Annotated in this window: 20 protein-coding genes and 1 other annotated feature; of the genes, 16 read left to right on the forward strand and 4 right to left on the reverse strand. The window is 44.2% G+C overall.

All coding sequences use genetic code 11. From position 1 onward, the window contains the following. Positions 1–29: 29 nt before the first annotated feature. Positions 30–431 (reverse strand): sigma-w pathway protein ysdB, encoded by a 402-nt coding sequence (locus AC3EBE_RS12900; protein WP_488595443.1) that lies wholly within the window; start codon positions 429–431, stop codon positions 30–32. Between the two features lie 399 nt (positions 432–830). On the opposite strand from AC3EBE_RS12900, the gene AC3EBE_RS12905 reads away from it, so the two are divergent. Next, positions 831–1,322 (forward strand): dUTP diphosphatase, encoded by a 492-nt coding sequence (locus tag AC3EBE_RS12905; RefSeq protein WP_488595444.1) that lies wholly within the window; start codon positions 831–833, stop codon positions 1,320–1,322. 74 nt (positions 1,323–1,396) lie between these two features. Further along, a complete protein-coding gene (locus tag AC3EBE_RS12910) occupies positions 1,397–2,482 on the forward strand; it encodes a M42 family metallopeptidase (RefSeq protein ID WP_488595445.1) in 1,086 nt (361 codons plus the stop codon). Positions 2,483–2,569: 87 nt separating this feature from the next. On the opposite strand, the gene sspI is transcribed toward AC3EBE_RS12910, so the two are convergent. Continuing rightward, positions 2,570–2,782, reverse strand: coding sequence for a small acid-soluble spore protein SspI (gene sspI / locus AC3EBE_RS12915; RefSeq protein WP_488595446.1), 213 nt, complete (start codon positions 2,780–2,782; stop codon positions 2,570–2,572). 124 nt (positions 2,783–2,906) lie between these two features. Between sspI and AC3EBE_RS12920 the strand changes: the two genes are divergently transcribed. The 3 genes from AC3EBE_RS12920 (at position 2,907) to pheT (ending at position 7,510) form a co-directional block, all read left to right on the forward strand. Beyond that, complete coding sequence (locus AC3EBE_RS12920; RefSeq protein ID WP_488595447.1) at positions 2,907–3,662, forward strand: TrmH family RNA methyltransferase; 756 nt, start codon at positions 2,907–2,909, stop codon at positions 3,660–3,662. Positions 3,663–3,732: 70 nt separating this feature from the next. Further along, positions 3,733–3,976: a binding site (T-box leader), on the forward strand. 62 nt (positions 3,977–4,038) lie between these two features. Beyond that, positions 4,039–5,076 (forward strand): phenylalanine--tRNA ligase subunit alpha, encoded by a 1,038-nt coding sequence (pheS, locus tag AC3EBE_RS12925; protein ID WP_488595448.1) that lies wholly within the window; start codon positions 4,039–4,041, stop codon positions 5,074–5,076. Positions 5,077–5,095: 19 nt separating this feature from the next. Then, complete coding sequence (gene pheT / locus AC3EBE_RS12930; RefSeq protein WP_488595449.1) at positions 5,096–7,510, forward strand: phenylalanine--tRNA ligase subunit beta; 2,415 nt, start codon at positions 5,096–5,098, stop codon at positions 7,508–7,510. A gap of 197 nt (positions 7,511–7,707) precedes the next feature. Here the strand turns inward: pheT and rnhC are convergent, their stop codons facing one another. Continuing rightward, a complete protein-coding gene (rnhC, locus tag AC3EBE_RS12935) occupies positions 7,708–8,637 on the reverse strand; it encodes a ribonuclease HIII (RefSeq protein ID WP_488595450.1) in 930 nt (309 codons plus the stop codon). A gap of 139 nt (positions 8,638–8,776) precedes the next feature. On the opposite strand from rnhC, the gene zapA reads away from it, so the two are divergent. The 5 genes from zapA (at position 8,777) to AC3EBE_RS12960 (ending at position 14,460) form a co-directional block, all read left to right on the forward strand. Beyond that, positions 8,777–9,037 carry a cell division protein ZapA gene (gene zapA / locus AC3EBE_RS12940; protein ID WP_488595510.1) on the forward strand — a complete coding sequence of 87 codons (261 nt, stop codon included), beginning with the start codon at positions 8,777–8,779 and terminating at the stop codon, positions 9,035–9,037. Positions 9,038–9,045: 8 nt separating this feature from the next. Further along, the gene (locus AC3EBE_RS12945) at positions 9,046–9,588 is read left to right on the forward strand and encodes a CvpA family protein (RefSeq protein ID WP_488595451.1); all 543 of its coding nucleotides are present in this window, start codon (positions 9,046–9,048) and stop codon (positions 9,586–9,588) included. Between the two features lie 204 nt (positions 9,589–9,792). Continuing rightward, positions 9,793–11,514 carry a DNA polymerase/3'-5' exonuclease PolX gene (polX, locus tag AC3EBE_RS12950; RefSeq protein WP_488595511.1) on the forward strand — a complete coding sequence of 574 codons (1,722 nt, stop codon included), beginning with the start codon at positions 9,793–9,795 and terminating at the stop codon, positions 11,512–11,514. A gap of 67 nt (positions 11,515–11,581) precedes the next feature. Beyond that, the gene (locus AC3EBE_RS12955; RefSeq protein WP_488595512.1) at positions 11,582–13,936 is read left to right on the forward strand and encodes an endonuclease MutS2; all 2,355 of its coding nucleotides are present in this window, start codon (positions 11,582–11,584) and stop codon (positions 13,934–13,936) included. 119 nt (positions 13,937–14,055) lie between these two features. Next, complete coding sequence (locus AC3EBE_RS12960; protein ID WP_488595452.1) at positions 14,056–14,460, forward strand: DUF350 domain-containing protein; 405 nt, start codon at positions 14,056–14,058, stop codon at positions 14,458–14,460. Between the two features lie 771 nt (positions 14,461–15,231). Here AC3EBE_RS12960 and AC3EBE_RS12965 read toward each other — a convergent pair. After that, a complete protein-coding gene (locus tag AC3EBE_RS12965) occupies positions 15,232–15,642 on the reverse strand; it encodes a hypothetical protein (RefSeq protein WP_488595453.1) in 411 nt (136 codons plus the stop codon). 248 nt (positions 15,643–15,890) lie between these two features. Between AC3EBE_RS12965 and AC3EBE_RS12970 the strand changes: the two genes are divergently transcribed. The 6 genes from AC3EBE_RS12970 to trxA all read left to right on the forward strand — a co-directional run bounded on the left by AC3EBE_RS12970 (position 15,891) and on the right by trxA (position 21,711). Then, entirely contained in the window at positions 15,891–17,594 is a 1,704-nt protein-coding gene (locus AC3EBE_RS12970; protein ID WP_488595454.1) for a long-chain-fatty-acid--CoA ligase, read from the forward strand. A gap of 215 nt (positions 17,595–17,809) precedes the next feature. Further along, positions 17,810–18,400, forward strand: coding sequence for a fatty acid metabolism transcriptional regulator FadR (gene fadR, locus AC3EBE_RS12975; protein ID WP_488595455.1), 591 nt, complete (start codon positions 17,810–17,812; stop codon positions 18,398–18,400). 150 nt (positions 18,401–18,550) lie between these two features. Then, the gene (locus AC3EBE_RS12980; protein ID WP_488595456.1) at positions 18,551–19,324 is read left to right on the forward strand and encodes an enoyl-CoA hydratase; all 774 of its coding nucleotides are present in this window, start codon (positions 18,551–18,553) and stop codon (positions 19,322–19,324) included. 89 nt (positions 19,325–19,413) lie between these two features. Continuing rightward, complete coding sequence (locus AC3EBE_RS12985; RefSeq protein WP_488595457.1) at positions 19,414–20,187, forward strand: electron transfer flavoprotein subunit beta/FixA family protein; 774 nt, start codon at positions 19,414–19,416, stop codon at positions 20,185–20,187. A 39-nt stretch (positions 20,188–20,226) separates the two neighbouring features. Continuing rightward, on the forward strand, positions 20,227–21,204 hold the full coding sequence (locus tag AC3EBE_RS12990) for an electron transfer flavoprotein subunit alpha/FixB family protein (protein ID WP_488595458.1): 978 nt from the start codon (positions 20,227–20,229) through the stop codon (positions 21,202–21,204). Between the two features lie 192 nt (positions 21,205–21,396). Beyond that, the gene (gene trxA, locus AC3EBE_RS12995) at positions 21,397–21,711 is read left to right on the forward strand and encodes a thioredoxin (protein WP_488595459.1); all 315 of its coding nucleotides are present in this window, start codon (positions 21,397–21,399) and stop codon (positions 21,709–21,711) included. Positions 21,712–21,829: the final 118 nt, after the last annotated feature.

Here is a 21,829-nt window from a genome sequence, read left to right on the forward strand (position 1 = left end):
GGACATCTGTACCGGACGCTTGTTTTAGCTTATGATTCTTCATCCTGTTCGTGGTTTGCCATAAATTCCTTTATTGGGCTTTTCCAGTCAATCTTTGCAACAGGATATACTTCGCGGACCTTTCTTTCGATGAACTGGAAATCCTCAAGGACGAGCCCTTTAAGAGCAGAGGTCTTTTTCGGCCAAATAAAGATTGATACCACTTCGAACGCTGAATCGGTGGTGCCTAAATATTTTTCCCCTTCAAATAAAACCCCTTTGTAGGTTAAAAGGAAGTTCTTGCGGACATTTTCTTGCTCATCAAGAAAATAAAAACGTTTTTGCTCATGAGCAAGCTCGAGCTTTCGCTTTGGGTGGAATAAATATTTTACCGCGCTGTATATTAGAAAAATGAATACAAGCAATATGATAAGACGTAAAAGCAGGATCATAATTGCCCCTCCAATGCTAACTTTCCTAATTTACGAATGAGATTCTAAATAGTTTCAACATTTTTTAAGTTCCTTTATACTTTTTTTAGAAAGGTTCTGTTATAGACCTATATATTTAGGCTTTGTAAAAGCTGAATGTTGATTTTTAAACCATGTTGATTGTAGTGGAAGGCGCGAAGACTCTTTCGGGATGAAGCAGGACGGTGAGACCCCGCAGGAGCGCAGCGACGAGGAGGCTCACAGTACGCCCCGAGGATAGCGAAGCGCCTGGAACGAAAATCAACAGCCTTGTTAAACTGACCCTATATTTAAAATAAACAGCATGCTTAAAGAAAAAATAACTTTTCTATACTGACAACATATGAGCAGGGCATGCCTAAAGATACAAAGGAGAAGGAAATGAACACTGAAAAGCTTTTTACGATGCAAAAGGAATTGGATAAACATATTGAAACACAGCATGGGCTGATGGATAAGGATTTGTTTGACAGAAAGGTGCTGGCACTGCTGGTGGAACTCGGGGAGCTGGCTAATGAAACGAGGTGCTTCAAGTTTTGGAGCGTGAAGCCTTCTTCAGAAAAAGCAGTTATTCTAGAGGAGTTTGTTGATGGTGTCCATTTCATCCTCTCCCTGGGCATTGAATGCGGATTTGATCACATCACTTTCATTTTTCCAGCAAAAAGTGAAGAAACAACTGTAAGCACCCAGTTTCTTGAAATTTATAAATCCGTTCATGATTTCAGAGATAGCCGCTCAAAAGAGGATTTCATCTTTTTATTCGAAAGCTATTTGAAGCTTGCGGAACTTTTAGGGCTGATGGAGAAAGAAATTGAACAGGCATATATTCAAAAAAATGAAGTAAATTATGAGAGGCAGCGCAAAGGATATTAGCAGAATTTTTTGTACAATGCTTTTCCTTTTTAGTATAATAGGATTCGAAACTACATATTAAGGGAGTCGAAATAATGGCAAAACTAGATGAAACACTTACGATGTTAAAAGATTTAACTGATGCCAAAGGAATTCCCGGCAATGAGCGTGAGCCAAGGGAAGTAATGAAACGATACATAACTCCATTTGCAGACGAAGTAACCACTGATGGCCTTGGCAGCTTGATCGCCAAGAAGGTAGGAGATCAAAACGGTCCGAAGATCATGGTTGCCGGCCATCTTGATGAAGTTGGCTTCATGGTAACAAGCGTTGATGATAAAGGCTTCATCCGCTTCCAGCCTGTTGGCGGCTGGTGGTCTCAGGTTATGCTTGCCCAGCGTGTGACGATTGTGACTCGCAAAGGTGAGATTACTGGGGTCATCGGTTCCAAACCGCCTCATATTCTTTCTGCCGAAGCTCGCAAAAAGCCAGTTGATATTAAAGATATGTTCATCGATATCGGTGCATCAAGCCGTGATGAAGTGAAGGAATGGGGAGTCACACCTGGCGACATGGTTGTTCCTTATTTTGAATTCACTGTGATGAACAATGAAAAAATGCTTTTGGCTAAAGCGTGGGATAACCGCATCGGCTGCGCGATCGCTATCGATGTACTAAAGCAGCTTAAAGGCCAGGAACATCCAAACGTAGTTTACGGTGTCGGTACAGTCCAGGAGGAAGTTGGCCTTCGCGGAGCCAAGACATCTGCACAGGCTATCCAGCCGGATATCGCTTTTGGTGTGGATGTGGGGATTGCCGGAGATACTCCAGGAGTAACGGAAAAAGAAGCACTAAGCAAGATGGGTGACGGACCGCAAATCATCATTTATGATGCTTCAATGGTGTCACATAAAGGCCTTCGCGACTTCGTTACCGATTTAGCTGACGAATTGAACATCCCATACCAGTTCGATGCAGTCGCTGGCGGAGGAACAGACTCAGGTGCAATCCATCTGACACACCGTGGCGTACCAGCGTTGTCCATCACGATTGCTACGCGTTATATCCACTCACACGCTGCAATGCTTCATCGTGACGACTATGAAAATGCAGTGAAATTGATAGTCGAAGTCATCAAGCGTCTCGATAAGGAAACGGTTGATAAGCTAACTTTTGAATAAGAGGATGTAAAAAAGGAGGGCATACAGCCTTCCTTTTTTGATTAATTAAAAAGAACTCCTCTGATTAAAGGAGTTCTTAACTATGACTTATTTCCCTTTCAAACCAGCCTCAAGTGCATTCAGCATTTCCTGCTTCTCTTCTTCAGAGGCATTCTGCCAGATGACTTCAAATAAAACACCAAGTCCAGGAAGCATTTTTTCTTCGCCAGTCTGGATTGCATCCACAATTGTATCCTTCAGTTCATCCTGCGTATTGCCTGATACATTTGAAATAACTGCATTTCTAAGGTTTAAGTTCATCGTTTGCTCAAACTCCTTTCAAATTCCAACATTGATTATAGAATTCGCCATTTTGGTTTTATTATGTATGTAATTTGAGATATAATAATGAAATTGAACATGCCAAATAAAAGGAGAGCCAGAGTTGAAGTATATTCAATCTGATAAAAATCCACAGGTCAAACAATGGAAGAAATTGCAGACGCGCAAGGAACGTGACCGATCTGGCACATTTCTGATTGAGGGCTTTCACCTTGTTGAAGAAGCCCTTAAAGAAAAGGAACATGTGCTGGAAATTATTTTAAATGAGAAAACTGAGATGCCTCACGGCTGGGATTATGGTGATACTCCAGTCACAATGGTAACGGAAGAAATAAGCAGGCAGCTTGCCGATACGGAAACAACACAGGGGATATTCGCTGTTTGCCGGCAGCCTGGCCAACAGCTGGAGGGAGGCAAAACATTTTTGCTGATCGATTCCGTCCAGGACCCTGGCAACCTGGGGACGATGATCCGGACTGCTGATGCGGCGGGTATTGACGCTGTTATCGTCGGGAAGGGCAGTGTTGATATTTATAACCCTAAGGTACTGCGCTCCGCCCAGGGCAGCCATTTCCACTTGCCGGTAATCGGCGGTGATTTATCAGAGTGGATCGATCGCCTTAATGATGAAGATATCCCAGTTTACGGAACAGCACTTGAAAACGGCGCTGTTTATACTGAAGCAAGTCCAGGCGAATCCTTTGCGCTCCTCGTAGGCAATGAGGGAAGCGGGGTCAGTAAAGAGCTGCTGGCAAGGACAACCCAAAATCTCTACATTCCGATATTCGGTAAAAGTGAATCGCTGAATGTCGCAGTAGCAGCGGGTATTTTGCTTTATTATTTGAAAACGGCAAAATAGGCTTATTTTTTTGCAAAAGCATTTGATACTGTGCGAAGATTATACTATAATAAACAGCAAAAATAATATTTCAAAAACGATGACGGAGAAAAGTAGCTTGAGAATGGCCATTCAGGGAGAAAATGCCGGTGACTGGGAGCATTTTTATGGAACAGGCAAGCGAAGTTCACCTCCAGAGTTGGCATCGGGACCGCTTTTACAGGCGTAAAGATGCATCGGCACAAGCCGTTATCCTAATGAAGCGAACAAGTGATACATACCGTATCGCCTGTTAAAAAGGGTGGTACCGCGAAACCAAAGACCTCGTCCCTTTATATGGGATGGGGTCTTTTTGTGTTCACAAATGAAAATGGATGAAAATGAAGGAGGATTTACAATGCAGGATCGTTTAAAAGAACTGCAGGCTGAGGCTCTTGAAAAAGTGGCTGCAGCAGCTGACCTTAAGGAATTGAATGATATTCGCGTTTCCTATCTTGGGAAAAAAGGTCCAATCACTGAAGTTTTAAAAGGGATGGGCAAATTATCCGCTGAAGAAAGACCGAAAATGGGAGCTCTCGCAAACGAAGTGCGCGACGCGATTTCCGGCCAGATCGAAGTAAAGCAGCAGGAGCTTGAAGCAGCAGCAGTAGAGAAGCAATTGGCTGCAGAGCAAATTGATGTGACGCTTCCGGGAAGACCTGTCAAAACGGGCAGCCATCATCCGCTGACCAGCATCATTGAAGAAATCGAAGATCTTTTCATCGGAATGGGCTATACAGTTGAGGAAGGCCCAGAAGTGGAAAAGGATTATTATAACTTTGAAGCGCTGAACCTTCCAAAGGGACATCCGGCGCGGGACATGCAGGATTCATTCTATATTACCGAAGAAATCCTGATGCGTACCCACACATCTCCGGTTCAGGCAAGAACGATGGAAAAGCATCAAGGCAAAGGTCCAGTAAAGATCATCTGCCCGGGTAAAGTTTATCGCCGTGACAATGACGACGCAACACACTCCCACCAGTTCATGCAAATTGAAGGACTTGTAGTCGATGAGAACGTTCGTATGAGCGACCTTAAGGGGACACTTGAAGTTTTCGCCAAGAAGATGTTCGGTGAAGACCGTGAAATCCGTCTGCGCCCAAGCTTCTTCCCGTTCACTGAGCCGTCAGTCGAAATGGACATTTCCTGTAAGATCTGTGGAGGCTCTGGCTGCAATGTATGTAAGGGAACTGGCTGGATCGAAATTCTTGGAGCTGGAATGGTTCACCCGAATGTTCTTGAAATGGCAGGCTATGATTCAAAGAAATACACTGGCTTCGCATTCGGAATGGGACCAGAGCGGATTGCCATGCTGAAATATGGTGTCGATGACATCCGTCACTTCTATACAAATGATGTCCGCTTCTTAAAACAATTTTCAGTTGAAGAATAACGATTAGGAGGATTAAACCATGTTGGTATCTTATAAATGGCTGCAGGATTATATTGATTTAGCAGGCGTATCCGCAGAGGAGCTTGCTGAAAAGATTACGAAAAGCGGCATCGAGGTTGAGGGTGTTGAAAAGTTGAACGAGGGCATGAGCGGTGTAGTAGTAGGCCATGTACTTGAATGCGAAAAGCATCCTAATGCAGAAAAATTGAACAAAACTCTTGTTGACCTTGGAAACGGGGAGCAAGTCCAGATCATTTGCGGCGCACCGAATGTAGGCAAAGGCCAAAAGGTTGCTGTTGCGACTGTTGGAGCAGTATTGCCAGGCAACTTCAAAATCAAGAAAGCGAAGCTTCGCGGCGAAGAATCACACGGAATGATCTGTTCCCTTCAGGAGCTTGGAATCGAAGCAAAGCTGGCACCAAAGGAGTACGCTGAAGGAATTTACAATTTCACTCCGGATACAGAAATCGGGCAGGATGCCTTGGCAGTTTTAAACAGGGATGATGAGGTCCTTGAGCTTGGTTTGACGCCAAACAGAGCGGACGCTATGAGCATGATCGGTGTCGCCTATGAAGTTGGAGCAATCCTTGGCAAAGACATCAGCCTGCCGAATCCACAGCCTGAAACTTCATCAGAGCAGGCAAGTGATTATATCAATGTAACAGTTGAGGCGACAGAAGATAATCCTCTATATGTCGCAAAGGTAATTAAAAATGTAAAGGTTGGCCCTTCACCGGTTTGGATGCAGGCAAGATTGATTGCTGCGGGTATTCGTCCGCACAACAATATTGTTGATATCACGAACTATATTTTATTGGAATATGGCCAGCCGCTTCACGCATTCGATTACGACAAGTTTGGTTCAAAGGAAATCCTTGTCCGCCGCGCGAAAGATGGAGAAGTGATTGAGACGCTTGATGATGTCAAGCGTACATTAACAGCTGACCACCTTGTCATCACGAATGGCACAGTGCCTGTTGCAATGGCAGGGGTTATGGGCGGAGCGAACTCAGAGGTTGGCAGCGATACGACAACCGTATTGCTTGAATCTGCATACTTCACTGGCGGAGTCATCCGCAAGGCTTCAAAAGACCATGGCTTGAGAAGCGAAGCAAGCTCCCGCTACGAAAAAGGCGTGGATCCTGAGAGAGTCCGTCCAGCTGCTGAACGTGCCGCTGAATTGATGATCCAGCTTGCTGGCGGGGAAGTGCTTGGCGGAACAGTTGAAGCGGATCACTTACAGGTCGAGCCGGCAGTTGTTTCCACTACTCTTGAAAAAATCAACAAAGTTCTTGGAACACAGCTCGAAATGAATCAGGTTGAAGACATTTTTGCCCGCCTGAAGTTCGAAACAGCTGTTGATAACAATACAATTTCTGTGACAGTTCCGACTCGACGCGGAGATATTACTATTGAGGAAGACTTGATTGAAGAGGTAGGCCGCCTGTACGGCTACGATAATCTGCCAACGACTCTTCCTATTGGCGCTTCTCTGCCGGGACATCTATCTGAATACCAGAAAAAACGACGTGTTGTCCGCCGTTTCCTTGAAGGGGCAGGACTTTACCAGGCAGTGACATATTCACTGACTAGCGCAGAAAAGGCGACTCAATATGCTTTAGATAAGCGCGAGCCTGTTGAACTGGCAATGCCAATGAGCGAAGACCGCAGCCTTTTGCGTCTGAGCATTATTCCACAGCTGCTGGAAGTCCTTAAATACAATATCGCGCGCCAGAACGACAGCGTGGCAGTGTATGAAACGGGAGCTGTATTCTTGAAGAACAGCAATGAGGATCTTCCTGAAGAGCGCGAGCACCTGGCTGCAGCCATCACTGGGCTTTGGGAAAGCCATCCTTGGCAGGGTGAAAAGAAGCCGGTTGATTTCTTCGTATTAAAGGGAATCGTCGAAGGTCTATTCGCCAAGCTTGGCCTTGAACGCCAGCTGGGCTTCCAAAAAGCTGAACTCGAAGGCATGCACCCTGGCCGTACTGCTCGAGTTACATTGAATGGTGATGCCATCGGATTTATCGGCCAGGTCCACCCAACGATGCAAAAAGCTATGGACCTGAAAGAAACATATGTATTCGAATTATCGCTGAAAGCTTTATTGCAGGCTGAAACTGCACCGCTTCAATACACAGCGATTCCTCGTTTCCCATCAATCACAAGAGATATCGCGCTTGTCGTTGAAAAGGAAACAGCTGCCGGTAGCCTTAAGGCTGTCATTACAGAAGCAGGCGGAGCGTTGTTAAAAGAAGTCCATGTATTCGACCTGTACGAAGGGGAGAAAATGGAGCCAGGCAAGAAATCCCTTGCCTTCTCATTGAAATATTTCGATCCAGAAAAAACACTGACGGATGAAGATATTGCGAAGGCTCACAATAAAGTACTTAAAGCCCTTGAAGAGCAAGCTGGAGCAGTATTAAGAGGATAAGATGGGAAAAGGCAGCCTGGGTGGCTGCCTTTTTTCCTTAATGTAAAACTTATTCCGCAAATTTATGTCGAAATCCCGCAATCATAGGTCTGTATTCCACAAAAATAACTAAAGATTCCGCGAATCTTTGTCGAAATCCCGCAAACTGGAAAAAACCAAAGGATTTTTCCAGTTTTAATTAAGAGGACCGCTCGCTCCTATACCCTCGCAATCTTCTTCGCTTTCTCCGTATTGGCAAAGTGCAGCTTTACAAATTCAGGAAGAACTTCGACGCCTTTTTCGATGATCAGTCTCGCAGCTGCCTTGTCCACTGCTGCACCTGCACCTTTAGGGATGGTGAATCCGGCCCGCTTGCTCAGGTTTTCAAAATGGCGGACAAACGCGTATCGGGCAATCATTGACGCAGCAGCAACACCTAAATGGATGCTCTCTGCTTTCGTGCTGAACAGCACGTTTTCGCGCATGATGTTTTTCTGCCCGCGCAAATGGGCGTAATAGATTTCTTCTTTTGCGAACTGATCGATTAAAATTGCTTCTGGCTTTTCTGGCGCTATTTTTTCCAGTACATGGTTGATGGCTTGATTATGAAGCAGCGCCTTAAGCTTGCCCTGGGACATGCCCTTCATCTGCATTTGATTGTATTTCTCGTTATGCAAGGTAAGCAGGCTATGGGGCACAAAGGTTACCAGATGTTTGGCAATCTCGATGATTTTGTCATCCTTTAAGTTCTTTGAGTCCTGGACTCCAAGTTCTTTTAAAATCGGTATATCCTCTCTTCTTACATAGGCGGCAACGACGGTTATCGGGCCGAAGAAATCTCCTGTTCCAACTTCATCAGATCCGACGATTGCCATTTCACTTATGTTTTTGGGCAAATGAGATGCTGCAGGCTTTGCTATTGTTTTTTTAGCAGAGGGTTCGGCAGCAGTACCCCATTTCGCAGCCTCGCTTTCTCCATCCTTTCCCTGGAAAAGCACCTTCCCTGACTTATACGCAGTAATTGCGCAGGCAGCGGTTTTGGCAGCAAAAACGCTGCCGGGCGGAAGCTTATCCACCAGGTATTTGCTATAGTATTCTTTCATTTTGTAGATTTCTTCCGGGCTTTTTTGCAGGACGGTATTTCCCATAAATTACACTCCCTGTATACCAAATTCTCTTAGACATTTTCTTCCATGATTCCTATGTATGTGACAGGCAAATACTTCCCAGCCATTTATGTTCATGATATAGTATAAAATAGGATTCTTATGAATGGGGGCATAAATGTTGTCAGACAGAAAAAAAAATCGATCGACTGTTGATATATATGGACAGCAATATGTCATAGTCGGCACAGAAAGCACCAGCCACATCCGGCTCATTGCCTCGATGGTAGATGACAAAATGCGTGAAATAAGCTCAGCGAATCCTTCACTTGATATCAATAAGCTAGCTGTATTAACTGCTGTGAATGCAGTCAATGATTACATAAAATTGAAAGATCGTGTAGAATCGCTGGAAGCGGAAATTAAAAGGTTAAAGGACTGAACATATTCATGCTTGATCTTGCTATTTTAGCTATTTTGGTCATCGGCTTTTTTGTTGGCCTGAAAAGGGGGTTCATCCTCCAAACGATCCATCTGGTAGGATTTATCGTCGCATTTATCGTCGCATACATATACTATGAGCAGCTGGCACCGAAACTGACTTTATGGATTCCGTACCCGAATTTCGGTGAAAACGGCACTTTGAATTTAATCTTTGAAAATGAAAATCTTGAAGGTGCCTATTATCGCGCAATTGCGTTTGCAGCTATCTTTTTTGCTGTTAAGATCCTGCTTCAGATTATCGGTTCGATGCTGGATTTCGTTTCCCATCTGCCGATTCTCCGCCAGCTGAATGTATGGGCCGGAGGGGTTCTTGGTTTTATTGAAGTCTATCTTATCATATTCATTGTTTTATACATAGCTGCCCTTCTGCCCATCCAGGCAATCCAGGATCCATTGAACGATTCAATTCTTGCCGAAAATATCATAAAAAATACTCCGGTATTTTCCAAGCAAATTAAACAACTTTGGATTGAATATATGGCTGCATAACTTCTCTTTTGTGGAGAAGTTTTTCTTTTAGCTGGAGGTTCAGCGCTCGAAAATAACTCCCTATGCTTTGAAAAATTGGGCAACTTAAAATATCAGAACCTCGAGAGCAAAGCGCAATGCTCCATTAAATTTCACAGCGAAGCTCATTTTCATTACAATAGATTACAGAATACAATCTTCGAATTTACAAGGCAGGTGGGCATGATGTCAGCAAATAAAAAAGATATCGTACAATTGCTAGAGACAATTGCTATATATATGGAACTTAAAGGTGAAAATCCATTTAAGGTATCAGCTTTCCGAAAGGCAGCCAATGCGCTGGAAACCGATGAACGAAGCATGTCTGAAATGGGCGACGTGACGGAACTCAAGGGAATCGGGAAGGGAACGGCTTCTGTTATCATCGAATTCATGGAAACAGGCAAATCCACCGAGCTGGCAGAATTGCAGGAAGAGGTCCCATCCGGACTGATTCCGCTTCTGCAGCTGCCGGGAATGGGCGGCAAAAAAATTGCCAAGCTGTATAAAGAGCTTGGAGTGGAAAACATCCATGACCTTGAGGAAGCAGCACGGGCAGGTAAAATCCGCGGACTTGCAGGCTTTGGCCAAAAAACAGAAGAAAAAATTCTGGCGTCGATTGAAAATTTCGGCACAAGGCCAGAACGCCTGCCACTGGCTTATATGCTTCCAGTAGCAGAATTAATTGAATCCTATCTTCAAAAGATAACAGAAATTGAACGTTTTTCCCGGGCAGGCAGCCTGAGAAGGTTGAGAGAAACGATAAAGGACCTGGATTTTATCATTTCGTCTGAAAATCCGGCAGCGGTAAAGGAAGAACTTGTTAAGCTTCCGAAAATCAAGGAAATCATCGCTGCTGGAGAGACAAAGGTTTCTGTGACTCTTGATCTTAGTTACGATGTGAACGTGGATTTCCGCCTTGTTTCACCAGAAGAGTTTGTTACCGCGCTCCATCATTTTACAGGCTCAAAGGACCATAATGTCAGAATGCGCCAGCTGGCAAAGGAAAAGGGCGGAAAAATCAGTGAGTATGGCGTGGAAAATGTTGAAACTGGCGAAGTAACAACCTTTAGTTCTGAAGAAGAGTTTTATCATCACTTTGGTCTTCCATTTATTCCGCCTGAGCTGCGTGAGGATGGTTCCGAAGTCGAGTTGTATAAAGAAGATGTAAAACTGATTACTCTTGAGGCGATTAAAGGCGACCTTCATATGCACTCAACATGGAGTGATGGCGGCCATTCAATTGAGGAAATGGCCAACGAGTGTATTCGAAGAGGATATAAGTATATGGCGATTACAGATCATTCTCAGTATTTGAAGGTAGCGAACGGCCTGACACCGGAACGCCTGCGGAAGCAGATGGAAGAGGTACGTGAGCTGAACAAAAAATTCGATGATTTTACAATCCTGACAGGAATCGAAATGGATATCCTGCCGGATGGCAGCCTTGATTTCGATGATGATCTGCTTGCAGAGCTGGATATTGTAATTGCTTCGATTCACTCTTCTTTTTCCCAGCCTGTAGAGAAAATCATGCACCGCCTGAAAACGGCACTGGTTAACGCGAATGTGGATCTGATTGCCCATCCGACCGGCAGATTGATTGGCAGAAGAGAGGGATATCCTGTTGATATTGATATGCTGATTGAATTGGCGAAGGATACCAACACGGCACTTGAGTTAAATGCCAATCCGAACAGATTGGATCTGGCGGCTGAATATTTGCGAAAAGCACAGGAAGCAGGCGTTAAAATAGTCATTAATACTGACGCACATAAAGTGGACACACTTGAACATATGGGAATCGGCGTGACAGCGGCCAGGAAGGGATGGGTCCAGGAAGGATCAGTTCTAAATGCCTTGGAACTGGATGACTTGCTTGATTTCCTGCATGGCCGTAATAAGTAAGGGGTATTCTTGGGGAACCAAACCCTTGTAAAAAAGAACCTTCGATTGAGAAGAAGGAGGATATATGATGCAGCAAAGAGTATTGAAAACACTGGAATTTGATAAAGTCAGGAATCAGCTGGTTGAGCATACACATTCGTCGCTGGGTCGGGAAAAAGCACAAAGCTTGATGCCTTCCGTGGACTTTGAAGAGGTAAAACGGCTGCAGGAGGAAACAGACGAGGCTGCCAAAGTCATCAGGCTGAAGGGCAGTGTTCCTTTAGGCGGCATCCATGATATCAGGCCACATGCCAAACGGGCGCAAATTGGCGGGATTCTTAGCCCGCATGAACTGATTCAGGTTGCAAGCACGGTACATGCAAGCCGGCAAATGAAGCGTTTTATCGAAGATCTACAGGAAGTGACCGAAGTGCCGATCCTTCTGAGCTATGCTGACAGAATCATCGTTCTCGCCCAGCTTGAGGAATCAATCCGCAATGCGATTGATGAAGGCGGCGAGGTGCTGGACAGTGCCAGTGAAGCATTAAGATCGCTCCGTCAGCAGATGCGTACAAGGGAAGCAAGAGTGCGGGAAAAGCTTGAAAGCATGATCCGCTCTTCGAATGCATCAAAAATGCTGTCAGATGCGATTATCACCATCAGGAATGACCGCTTTGTCATTCCGGTGAAACAGGAATACAGAAGCCATTACGGCGGTATCATCCATGACCAGAGTTCATCCGGACAAACACTATTCATCGAACCGCAATCCGTGGTCCAGCTGAATAATGAACTGCAGAGCATCAGGGTAAAAGAACAGCAGGAAATCGAACGGATTCTGGCAGAGCTATCTGCACTGACTGCGGAATTCAAGGACGAGCTTCTTGAAATCGTCGTTATTCTTGCCGAGCTGGATTTTATGTTTGCGAAGGCAAGGTATGGTGCGAAAATCAAAGCCTCCAAGCCGATTGTCAACAATGAAGGCCGAATTGATCTGATCAAAGCACGGCATCCCTTGATTCCAATCGATGAAGTAGTTTCCAACAGCATTCCTTTAGGAAAGGATTATACAACGATTGTCATTACGGGACCGAATACAGGAGGTAAAACTGTAACGCTTAAGACAGTCGGGCTCTGTACGCTGATGGCACAGGCAGGGCTGCAAATCCCCGCTCTCGATGGTTCTGAAGTTGCGGTGTTTGGATCTGTTTTTGCCGATATCGGCGATGAGCAGTCGATCGAGCAGAGCTTGAGTACTTTTTCATCACATATGGTGAATATCGTCGAAATTTTAAATAACGTGGATTATAACAGCCTCGTTCTATTCGATGAGCTTGGAGCAGGAACCGATCCGCAGGAAGGAGCGGCACTCGCCATTTCCATCCTGGATGAGGTGTACAAGTGCGGAGCAAGGGTAATTGCCACCACACACTATCCTGAACTTAAGGCCTATGGCTATAATCGCGAAGGTGTCATTAATGCAAGCGTCGAATTCAATGTGGAAACCTTGAGCCCAACCTATAAACTCCTGGTTGGTGTGCCAGGCCGAAGCAATGCCTTTGAGATATCCAAAAGGCTTGGCTTGAAGGAATCGGTCATTGATACGGCAAGGTCCTATATTAGTGCTGACAGCAATGAAGTTGAAAACATGATTGCTTCCCTGGAGGAGAGCAGACGACAGGCTGAAAGGGACCGGGATGAGGCCCATCAGTACCTGAAGGATGCAGAGCATCTCCATAAAGATCTGCAAAAGCAGATGGCAGCTTATTATGAGAGAAAAGATGAACTTGCAGATAAAGCCAAGGAAAAGGCTGCCTCCATTGTTGAACAGGCGAAGGAAGAAGCAGAACAAATCATTCGTGAACTCCGGAAGCTCCGTCTTGAAAAAGGAGCAGAAATCAAAGAGCACGAACTGATTGACGCAAAACGCCGTCTGGGCGAAGCTGCACCAGAACTTAATAAAATGAAAAAAGGCGTGAAGGCCAAGTCTGCAAAGCATGAATTCCAGCCTGGCGATGAAGTCAAGGTCCTGACCTTTGACCAGAGGGGGAATCTGGTGGAACGAAGCTCGGGCAATGAATGGGTAGTCCAGATCGGGATCCTGAAAATGAAAGTGAAGGAATCCGATATGGAGTATATCAATTCTCCTAAGCAAGTTGAAACAAGGCCGATTGCAACGGTGAAAGGGAAGGATTTCCACGTTGGCCTCGAGCTCGACCTCAGAGGAGAACGCTACGAAGATGCTCTTATGAGAGTGGAGAAATATATTGATGATGCGCTGCTAGCAGGATACCCTCGTGTCAGCATCATTCATGGAAAAGGAACAGGCGCCTTAAGGCAGGGTGTCCAGGAATATCTTAAGAACCATCGCTCCGTGAAGAAAATCAGGTTCGGCGATGCAGGTGAGGGCGGTACCGGAGTTACCGTAGTGGAATTTAAATAGGCCGGCAGTGACCGATTTCTTATAACGGCGAAAAAAATCTTTGACCTGGAAGATTAATGGTGTTAGCTTTATTTACAGGGAATACCTGATAAGGTTTACTATCAACGGGGAGAATGGGTATGAAACATTTCTGGGAAAACGAATTTGTCATTACGGCAGGTTATTATAGTGTAGCCATCCTCTGCATGGTCTTGTTCCTGGCCGTTTTTGAGCTGGTCACCAAGTACCGCAATTGGGATGAAATCAAGAATGGCAATCTTTCTGTTGCGATGGCAACCGGAGGGAAAATCTTTGGAGTCGCCAATATTTTTCGCCATTCCATCAACCAGCATGACTCACTGCTGACTATGATCAGCTGGGGAGTTTTCGGCTTCTTGCTGCTTTTGACCGGCTATTTTATTTATGAATTCCTTACTCCGAAGTTTAATATAGACAAGGAAATCGAGAATGATAACCGCGCAGTCGGCTTTATATCCCTGGTTATCTCAGTTGGCTTGTCTTATATTATCGGAGCAGGAATATAACAGGAGGATTTAAGACAGATGGAAAGACTGGCAAAAATATTGCTGATTCTATGTGGAGTGTTCCTGTTAGTCGGCTTAATGTATATGATCTTTTTTGCATAGAATGATTTTAAAAACCGCCTGGTGTGCATAACGGGTTCAGTTACCTGTCATTTATGTATAGCAAATAGACCATCAAATTGTAATTAAAAATGATGGTCTATTTTTATTGATATACATGCATTTATAATAATAGATTTTATTTTTTTGTTATAGAATTTGTATAATTTGCAGACTAACGGACACTTCTGTAAGGGTGCAAATTACGGTACATTTTACCTGGCAATTTTGCTAACAGAATAAGTATTGGTAATGAAAAAAATCGCTTAACAGTAGCGTTAAGCGATTCAGACTGTAGACAAGTTCGATGAAAATCGTGTTTGTTTACAGTCTTTTTTGGGGTTAGTGCTGGAATGGGGCTGTTGATTTCCGTTTCAGGCGCTTCGCTTTCCGCGGGGCCGGCGCTGAGCCTCCTCGTCGCCGCTGGCGCCTGCGGGGTCTCACCTGTCCGTCTGATCCCGCAGGACTCTGAAAAGCATCCTTGAATGGGCCCACGCACGATGGAAATGCGTTAGCATTTTCGGAGGAGTCTACGCGCCTTTCACTCCAATCAACAGGATTTTTAAACTTAGCGTGGAACTACACATAAGTCTTTTTTCGCGCTTAACAGTAGCGTTAAGCAATTTTAATTTTGATCGAGTCCCTCTTTAACTAAAGCACTTGATGAAGCCATTATTTTTCGAATCTCACTAAAGTTTTTTCTGGTATTTCAACCTGGTCAATATCAAAGTTATTGATTTGAAGAGTTATCTTACCTTCTCGCTTATCCGTTTCTTCTCCAATCCAACAACTAAACAGTTCAAAATAATCCCCTTTTTCAAGATAGTTGTCCATTCTTTTACAAAGTTCTAACAGCTTTACTTTTGATTCAGCACATGTTTCTTGATCCATATATTCCGAAATCTCAATTCCCCAGTGACTTGATACCTCGTAAACATAAGAGGTAGTAAACTGATATTTCTTTACATTTTGGAGTTCTCTTTCTCCTGCAAAACAACTTCCAATATAAAAAAAGTCACCTGAATATTCATTATCCATTATATATAATTCTATATTGCAGCCAATGTAGGAAGCTAAACTCATTCTCACTCAATCCTTTGGTATTCATATTAAAACTATTCTCCCCCGATTTAATAAGCAATTCATCACCAAGTTCGAACCAAATCCTATTTCTCACTAAATTCCTCAAACCAAAATCAATCATTCGTCAGGACATGCCCTATAGACCAAATATCCTACAAAAAACTATTCTAATTGTCATGAAAAGACCATTATATTATAATGTACAATAACAAAGAATTTTCAAAAAATTTTAAATAAGGGGGTTATAATTGGTGGAAAACAGGCCATGGCTTTCACAGTATCCACCCGAGATTCCAGCAACGCTGGACTTAAAGGAAGCAACAGTCCAAAATTATTTGAAGCATACTGCGGAGAAATATCCTGACAAGGTGGCAATCCACTTTATGGGCAAGGAGCTGACTTACAGGCAGGTTTATAATTATGCCAAGAAGTTAGCGGCTTATCTGCAGTCATTGGGAATTGAAAAAGGTGACAGGGTGGCCATCATGCTCCCTAACACTCCTCAGGCAATCATCAGCTATTATGCAATTTTAATGGCCGGCGGAATTGTAGTCCAGACCAATCCTTTGTATATGGAACGCGAGCTTGAGTACCAGATGAAGGATTCGGGTGCAAAGGCAATCATCACACTGGATATATTGTTCCCAAGGGTTTCAAAAGTCATCGCCAACACGGATTTAGAGAATGTAATTGTAACCGCTATCAAAGATTATCTTCCTTTCCCTAAAAATCTCGTATACCCATTCATCCAGAAAAAACAGTATGGCATTATCGTAAATGTTAAGCATGAAGGACAGAACCACTTGTTCACGGAAATCATGAAGCAGCCTGCCGGCCAGATTAAAGAATATGATTTTGACTTTGAGGAAGATTTGGCATTGCTGCAGTACACAGGCGGAACGACCGGCTTCCCGAAAGGTGTTATGCTTACTCATAAGAATCTTGTTGCCAATGCCGCAATGTGCAATGCCTGGCTTTATAAGTGTAAGGAGGGTGAAGAGACAGTTCTTGCGATTCTGCCATTTTTCCATGTCTATGGCATGACAGCTGTAGTCATCCTTTCCGTAATGCAAGGCCAGAAAATGGTGCTTTTACCTAAGTTCGATCCAGAGACAACCCTGAAAACGATTCAGAAGCAAAAGCCGACTTTATTTCCTGGGGCACCGACTATTTATATTGGATTGCTTAATCATCCTGATTTGGGTAAATATGATCTTTCATCGATCGATTCATGTATCAGCGGCTCGGCTCCTCTGCCAGTTGAAGTACAGGAGCAGTTTGAAGAGGTTACTGGCGGGAAATTAGTAGAAGGCTATGGATTGACTGAATCATCCCCTGTTACTCACGCAAACTTCCTTTGGGATAAAAAGAGGGTTAAAGGAAGCATCGGAGTACCTTGGCCTGATACTGATTCTGTGATTCTGTCAATGGAAACAGGCGAACCTCTCCCTCCAGGAGAAATCGGTGAAATAGCTGTAAAGGGGCCGCAGGTCATGAAAGGCTACTGGAACAGGCCTGAAGAAACGGAGCAGGTCCTGAGGGATGGATGGCTGCTGACAGGGGACCTTGGCTATATGGATGATGAAGGATATTTTTATGTTGTTGACCGAAAAAAGGATATGATCATTGCGGGAGGCTTCAATATCTATCCGCGCGAAATCGAAGAAGTTTTCTATGAACATCCGGCGGTCCAGGAGGTCGTCGCTGCAGGTATACCGGATCCGTACCGTGGTGAAACAGTGAAGGTATATATTGTTCTGAAGGAAGGCGCTCATGCAACAGAAGCAGAACTGAATGAGTATGCAAGAAAGCATTTGGCAGCATACAAGGTTCCAAGATTATATGAATTCAGAAAAGAACTGCCAAAAACCGCAGTCGGCAAAATTCTGCGCAGAGCTTTGGTAGATGAAGAAAAAGCAAAAAGACAAGAAGATGAGCAGAAGCGTGCTTAAGCTAAAAGCCGGCTCTTCAATCGGCTCTTTCTTTTTGGAAAATAAGGCTTGTCCAAATCAAACACATTTTCTTGACAGAAATGTGAGTGAATACTATTATAAAAATATGAATGATGATTCATTCAGTGAACTGTTGCAGACTAAAATCGTAAAACGGGAGTGTGTCACTGTAGCATTTTAATGCTTGTGCTTTTCCTGGAGCGGGAGTGAAAGTAATGAAAAAAAATAAGCCGAAATATATGCAAATAATTGACGCAGCAGTTGTCGTTATCGCAGAAAACGGCTACCACCAGGCTCAAGTGTCTAAAATAGCCAAGCAAGCTGGAGTGGCCGACGGAACAATTTATTTGTACTTTAAGAATAAAGAAGACATTCTGATTTCTCTTTTTCAGGAGAAAATGGGTTACTTTGTTGAAAACATCGAACAAAAAATTGCAGGAAAAACAACGGCAACGGAGAAATTATACATGTTGGTGGAAACGCATTTTAAGATGCTTTCCAAAGACCGGCATCTTGCAATTGTAACCCAGCTGGAACTAAGGCAGTCAAACAAGGAGCTGCGGCATAAGATCAACGAAGTGCTGAAGGGCTACTTGATGCTGATTGACAGAATCATTTCTGAAGGCATAGAGAATGGAGAGTTCTCAAGCTCCCTGGATTTGCGTCTTGCAAGGCAGATGATTTTTGGAACGGTTGATGAAACTGTCACTTCATGGGTCATGAATGAGCAGAAATACAATCTTCCAGACCTGGCCAAGGCCGTCCATCAGCTATTGATCAATGGCTGCGGTCACCAGGGCAAATAACCGGTCCTCTAAAGCTCGTTTGTGTCGGCCAGTTTATCCTGATTACAAATCCATTGGGATGGATTCCAGCTGAAAGCACGGAGCACGAAATAAGGCTTTTTTCCGAAATTTCATTCGGGAATCAGCCTTTACATAAAAGGAGGGGGAAATGTGGAGTATCTAAAGTGGTCAACGGAGGACAGAATTGCAACCATCACGATTGCACGTCCGCCGGCCAATGCACTTTCATCCGGATTACTGAGGGAGCTTTCAGCAGTATTGGATGAAATTGAAGGAAACCAGGAAATCAGGGTAGTGCTGATCCATGGGGAAGGAAGGTTCTTCTCAGCCGGAGCAGATATCAAGGAATTCACTACTATTACAACTGGAGAAGATTTTGCTAAACTGGCAGAGTATGGCCAGGACTTATTTGAAAGAATGGAATATTACCCAAAACCAATCATTGCGGCAATTCATGGCGCTGCCCTTGGCGGCGGTCTCGAGCTTGCAATGGCCTGCCATTTCCGTCTGGTCGCAGAAAATGCCAAGCTCGGTTTGCCAGAGCTGCAGCTCGGATTAATCCCGGGTTTTGCGGGCAGCCAGCGACTGCCGCGTTATGTAGGGGTGGCAAGAGCAGCTGAAATGCTGTTTACTAGTGATCCAATTACGGGTACAGAAGCAGTGCAGTTCGGATTGGCCAATCATGCCTACCCTGAAGAGGAGCTTCTTGTAAACGCATACAAGATGGCGGGCAAGATTGCCAAGAAAAGCCCTGTATCAATCGGAGCAGCAATCAAACTGCTTAACCATTCAAAGACAGATTCTTTTTATAAAGGAGTCAAGGAAGAAGCGGCGCTCTTTGGAGAAGTATTCCTGTCTGAGGATGGCCAGGAAGGCATCCAGGCTTTCCTTGAAAAAAGAAGCCCGGATTTCAAAGGCAAATAAGCAAACCTTTTAGCAGCAATATTTTTTTGGGATGAATTTTTATAATCTTTAGAACAGCTAAAATGTTTGAATACTTAGGAGGTCAAATAATGAATATCTACGTTCTATTGAAAAGGACATTTGATACAGAAGAAAAGATTACGGTCACGAATGGCAAAATCAATGAAGATGGCGCCGAGTTCATCATCAACCCTTACGATGAGTACGCTGTTGAGGAAGCGATCCAGGTAAGAGATGCACAGGGCGGCGAAGTAACAGTCGTGACTGTAGGAGGCGAAGAAGCTGAAAAGCAGCTGCGCACAGCTCTTGCAATGGGTGCGGACAAGGCAGTCCTGATCAACACTGAGGATGATGTGGAAAACGGTGACCAGTTCACGACCGCAAAGATCCTTGCAGAATATCTAAAGGATAAGGATGCTGACCTGATCCTTGGAGGCAACGTGGCAATTGATGGCGGATCTGGCCAGGTTGGTCCCCGTGTAGCTGATCAATTAGGCATTCCATATGTAACAACGATCACAAAGCTGGAAATCAACGGTTCAACTGCAACAATCACTAGAGATGTAGAAGGAGATTCAGAAGTAATCGAAACTAGCCTTCCGGTTCTTGTGACTGCACAGCAGGGTCTTAACGAACCGCGTTATCCATCTCTTCCAGGAATCATGAAGGCAAAGAAAAAGCCTTTAGATGAGCTTGAACTGGATGATCTTGATTTAGAAGAAGATGACGTAGAAGCGAAGACGAAAACAATTGAAATTTATCTTCCTCCTAAGAAAGAAGCAGGAAAAGTCCTTCAAGGCGATCTTGCAGACCAGGTTAAGGAGCTTGTCAGCCTGCTTCATTCAGAAGCGAAAGTCGTTTAAGACATTACAGGAAGAATAAAAACGCAGGAGGTATATACAATGGCAAGAAAAGTATTGGTACTAGGAGAAGCTCGTGACGGATCACTTAGGAATGTATCCTTTGAAGCAATCGCTGCTGCTAAAACTGTAGCTGAAGGCGGAGAAGTTGTTGGAGTGTTAATCGGGGAATCTGTAAGTTCCCTTGGCAAGGATCTATATCAGTTCGGAGCAGACAGAGTAGTGGCAGTTGAGGATTCCAAGCTTGCCCAATACACACCAGATGGCTATTCACAGGCTTTGATGGCAGTAATTGAACAGGAGAAGCCGGAAGGGATCATTTTTGGCCATACTTCATTAGGAAAAGACCTTTCTCCTAAAATTGCAAGCAAGTTAAACTCTGGCCTGATCTCCGATGCAATCGGTGTTGAAGAAGCAGGCGGAAATATCGTATTCACACGCCCAATCTATTCAGGCAAAGCATTTGAAAAGAAAATTGTAACAGACGGCCTTATTTTCGCGACAATCCGTCCAAACAATATTGCTCCACTGCAAAAGGATGAGAGCAAGTCTGGGGAAGTTGCAGCAGTTTCTGCAGAAATCAAGGACCTCAGAACAATCATCAAGGATGTTGTTCGCAAGGCAACTGAGGGTGTTGATCTGTCAGAAGCGAAGGTTGTCGTAGCCGGCGGCCGCGGAGTGAAGAGTGCGGATGGATTCAGCCCGCTCAAGGAACTTGCCGATGTTCTTGGCGGCGCAGTAGGAGCATCCCGTGGCGCTTGTGATGCTGATTACTGTGATTATTCCTTGCAGATCGGCCAAACTGGTAAAGTAGTTACTCCAGACCTGTATATTGCTGCTGGTATTTCCGGAGCGATCCAGCACCTGGCTGGTATGTCCAACTCAAAGGTAATCGTGGCAATCAATAAGGACCCAGAAGCAAACATCTTCAAGGTTGCTGACTATGGAATTGTTGGAGACTTGTTCGAGGTAATCCCGATGCTTACCGAAGAGTTCAAGAAGCTTAAAGTAAATGCTTGATCAGCTGCATTCACTTAATCATTAAAAATGATCAAACTGAAAAAACGGGCGCAAAGACGTCCGTTTTTTTCGTCCGTTTTTGGGGAATATTCATTAGTGAGAAGGGTAAATTACAACGAGAGCAAATAAATAGCATCAATTGGTAAACGATGTTATACTTTCGTTATTATTCAGATACTAGGAGGCATATAAATGGCTATTACACATGCTACAGACCAAAACTTTGCTGCAGAAACAGAATCAGGCTTAGTGCTTGTTGACTTCTGGGCTCCATGGTGCGGACCTTGTAAAATGATCGCTCCAGTCCTTGAAGAGTTAGATGCTGAAATGGGAGACAAAGTAAAGATCGTTAAACTTGATGTTGATGATAACCAGCAGACTGCTGCGCAATACGGAATCATGAGCATTCCAACTCTGCTTGTGCTGAAAGATGGACAACAGGTTGATAAAGTTGTTGGCTTCCAGCCTAAAGAAGCATTAGCAGGCAGACTGTCCCAGCATATGTAAACAATGAATAAGAACCCGCCTTCAAATGAAGGCGGGTTTTTTTTTGTGTGAAAAGTGAAAAACTAAACTAAATCGTTCAAATCTTTGTCAAACTTTTCACAGGAAGTTAGTTGACAGT

It is taken from the genome of Mesobacillus sp. (assembly GCF_057785455.1).

Bases quoted from the DNA above. Each gene is read 5' to 3' on its own strand.
- trxA (WP_488595459.1), top strand. From the start codon at position 21,397: ATGGCTATTACACATGCTACAGACCAAAACTTTGCTGCAGAAACAGAA.
- fadR (WP_488595455.1), top strand. From the start codon at position 17,810: ATGAAAAAAAATAAGCCGAAATATATGCAAATAATTGACGCAGCAGTT.
- sspI (WP_488595446.1), bottom strand. From the start codon at position 2,782: ATGAACTTAAACCTTAGAAATGCAGTTATTTCAAATGTATCAGGCAAT.
- pheT (WP_488595449.1), top strand. From the start codon at position 5,096: ATGTTGGTATCTTATAAATGGCTGCAGGATTATATTGATTTAGCAGGC.
- AC3EBE_RS12910 (WP_488595445.1), top strand. From the start codon at position 1,397: ATGGCAAAACTAGATGAAACACTTACGATGTTAAAAGATTTAACTGAT.
- AC3EBE_RS12955 (WP_488595512.1), top strand. From the start codon at position 11,582: ATGCAGCAAAGAGTATTGAAAACACTGGAATTTGATAAAGTCAGGAAT.
- AC3EBE_RS12900 (WP_488595443.1), bottom strand. From the start codon at position 431: ATGATCCTGCTTTTACGTCTTATCATATTGCTTGTATTCATTTTTCTA.
- AC3EBE_RS12960 (WP_488595452.1), top strand. From the start codon at position 14,056: ATGAAACATTTCTGGGAAAACGAATTTGTCATTACGGCAGGTTATTAT.
- AC3EBE_RS12985 (WP_488595457.1), top strand. From the start codon at position 19,414: ATGAATATCTACGTTCTATTGAAAAGGACATTTGATACAGAAGAAAAG.
- polX (WP_488595511.1), top strand. From the start codon at position 9,793: ATGTCAGCAAATAAAAAAGATATCGTACAATTGCTAGAGACAATTGCT.
- AC3EBE_RS12990 (WP_488595458.1), top strand. From the start codon at position 20,227: ATGGCAAGAAAAGTATTGGTACTAGGAGAAGCTCGTGACGGATCACTT.
- AC3EBE_RS12945 (WP_488595451.1), top strand. From the start codon at position 9,046: ATGCTTGATCTTGCTATTTTAGCTATTTTGGTCATCGGCTTTTTTGTT.
- AC3EBE_RS12965 (WP_488595453.1), bottom strand. From the start codon at position 15,642: ATGAGTTTAGCTTCCTACATTGGCTGCAATATAGAATTATATATAATG.
- AC3EBE_RS12905 (WP_488595444.1), top strand. From the start codon at position 831: ATGAACACTGAAAAGCTTTTTACGATGCAAAAGGAATTGGATAAACAT.
- pheS (WP_488595448.1), top strand. From the start codon at position 4,039: ATGCAGGATCGTTTAAAAGAACTGCAGGCTGAGGCTCTTGAAAAAGTG.
- rnhC (WP_488595450.1), bottom strand. From the start codon at position 8,637: ATGGGAAATACCGTCCTGCAAAAAAGCCCGGAAGAAATCTACAAAATG.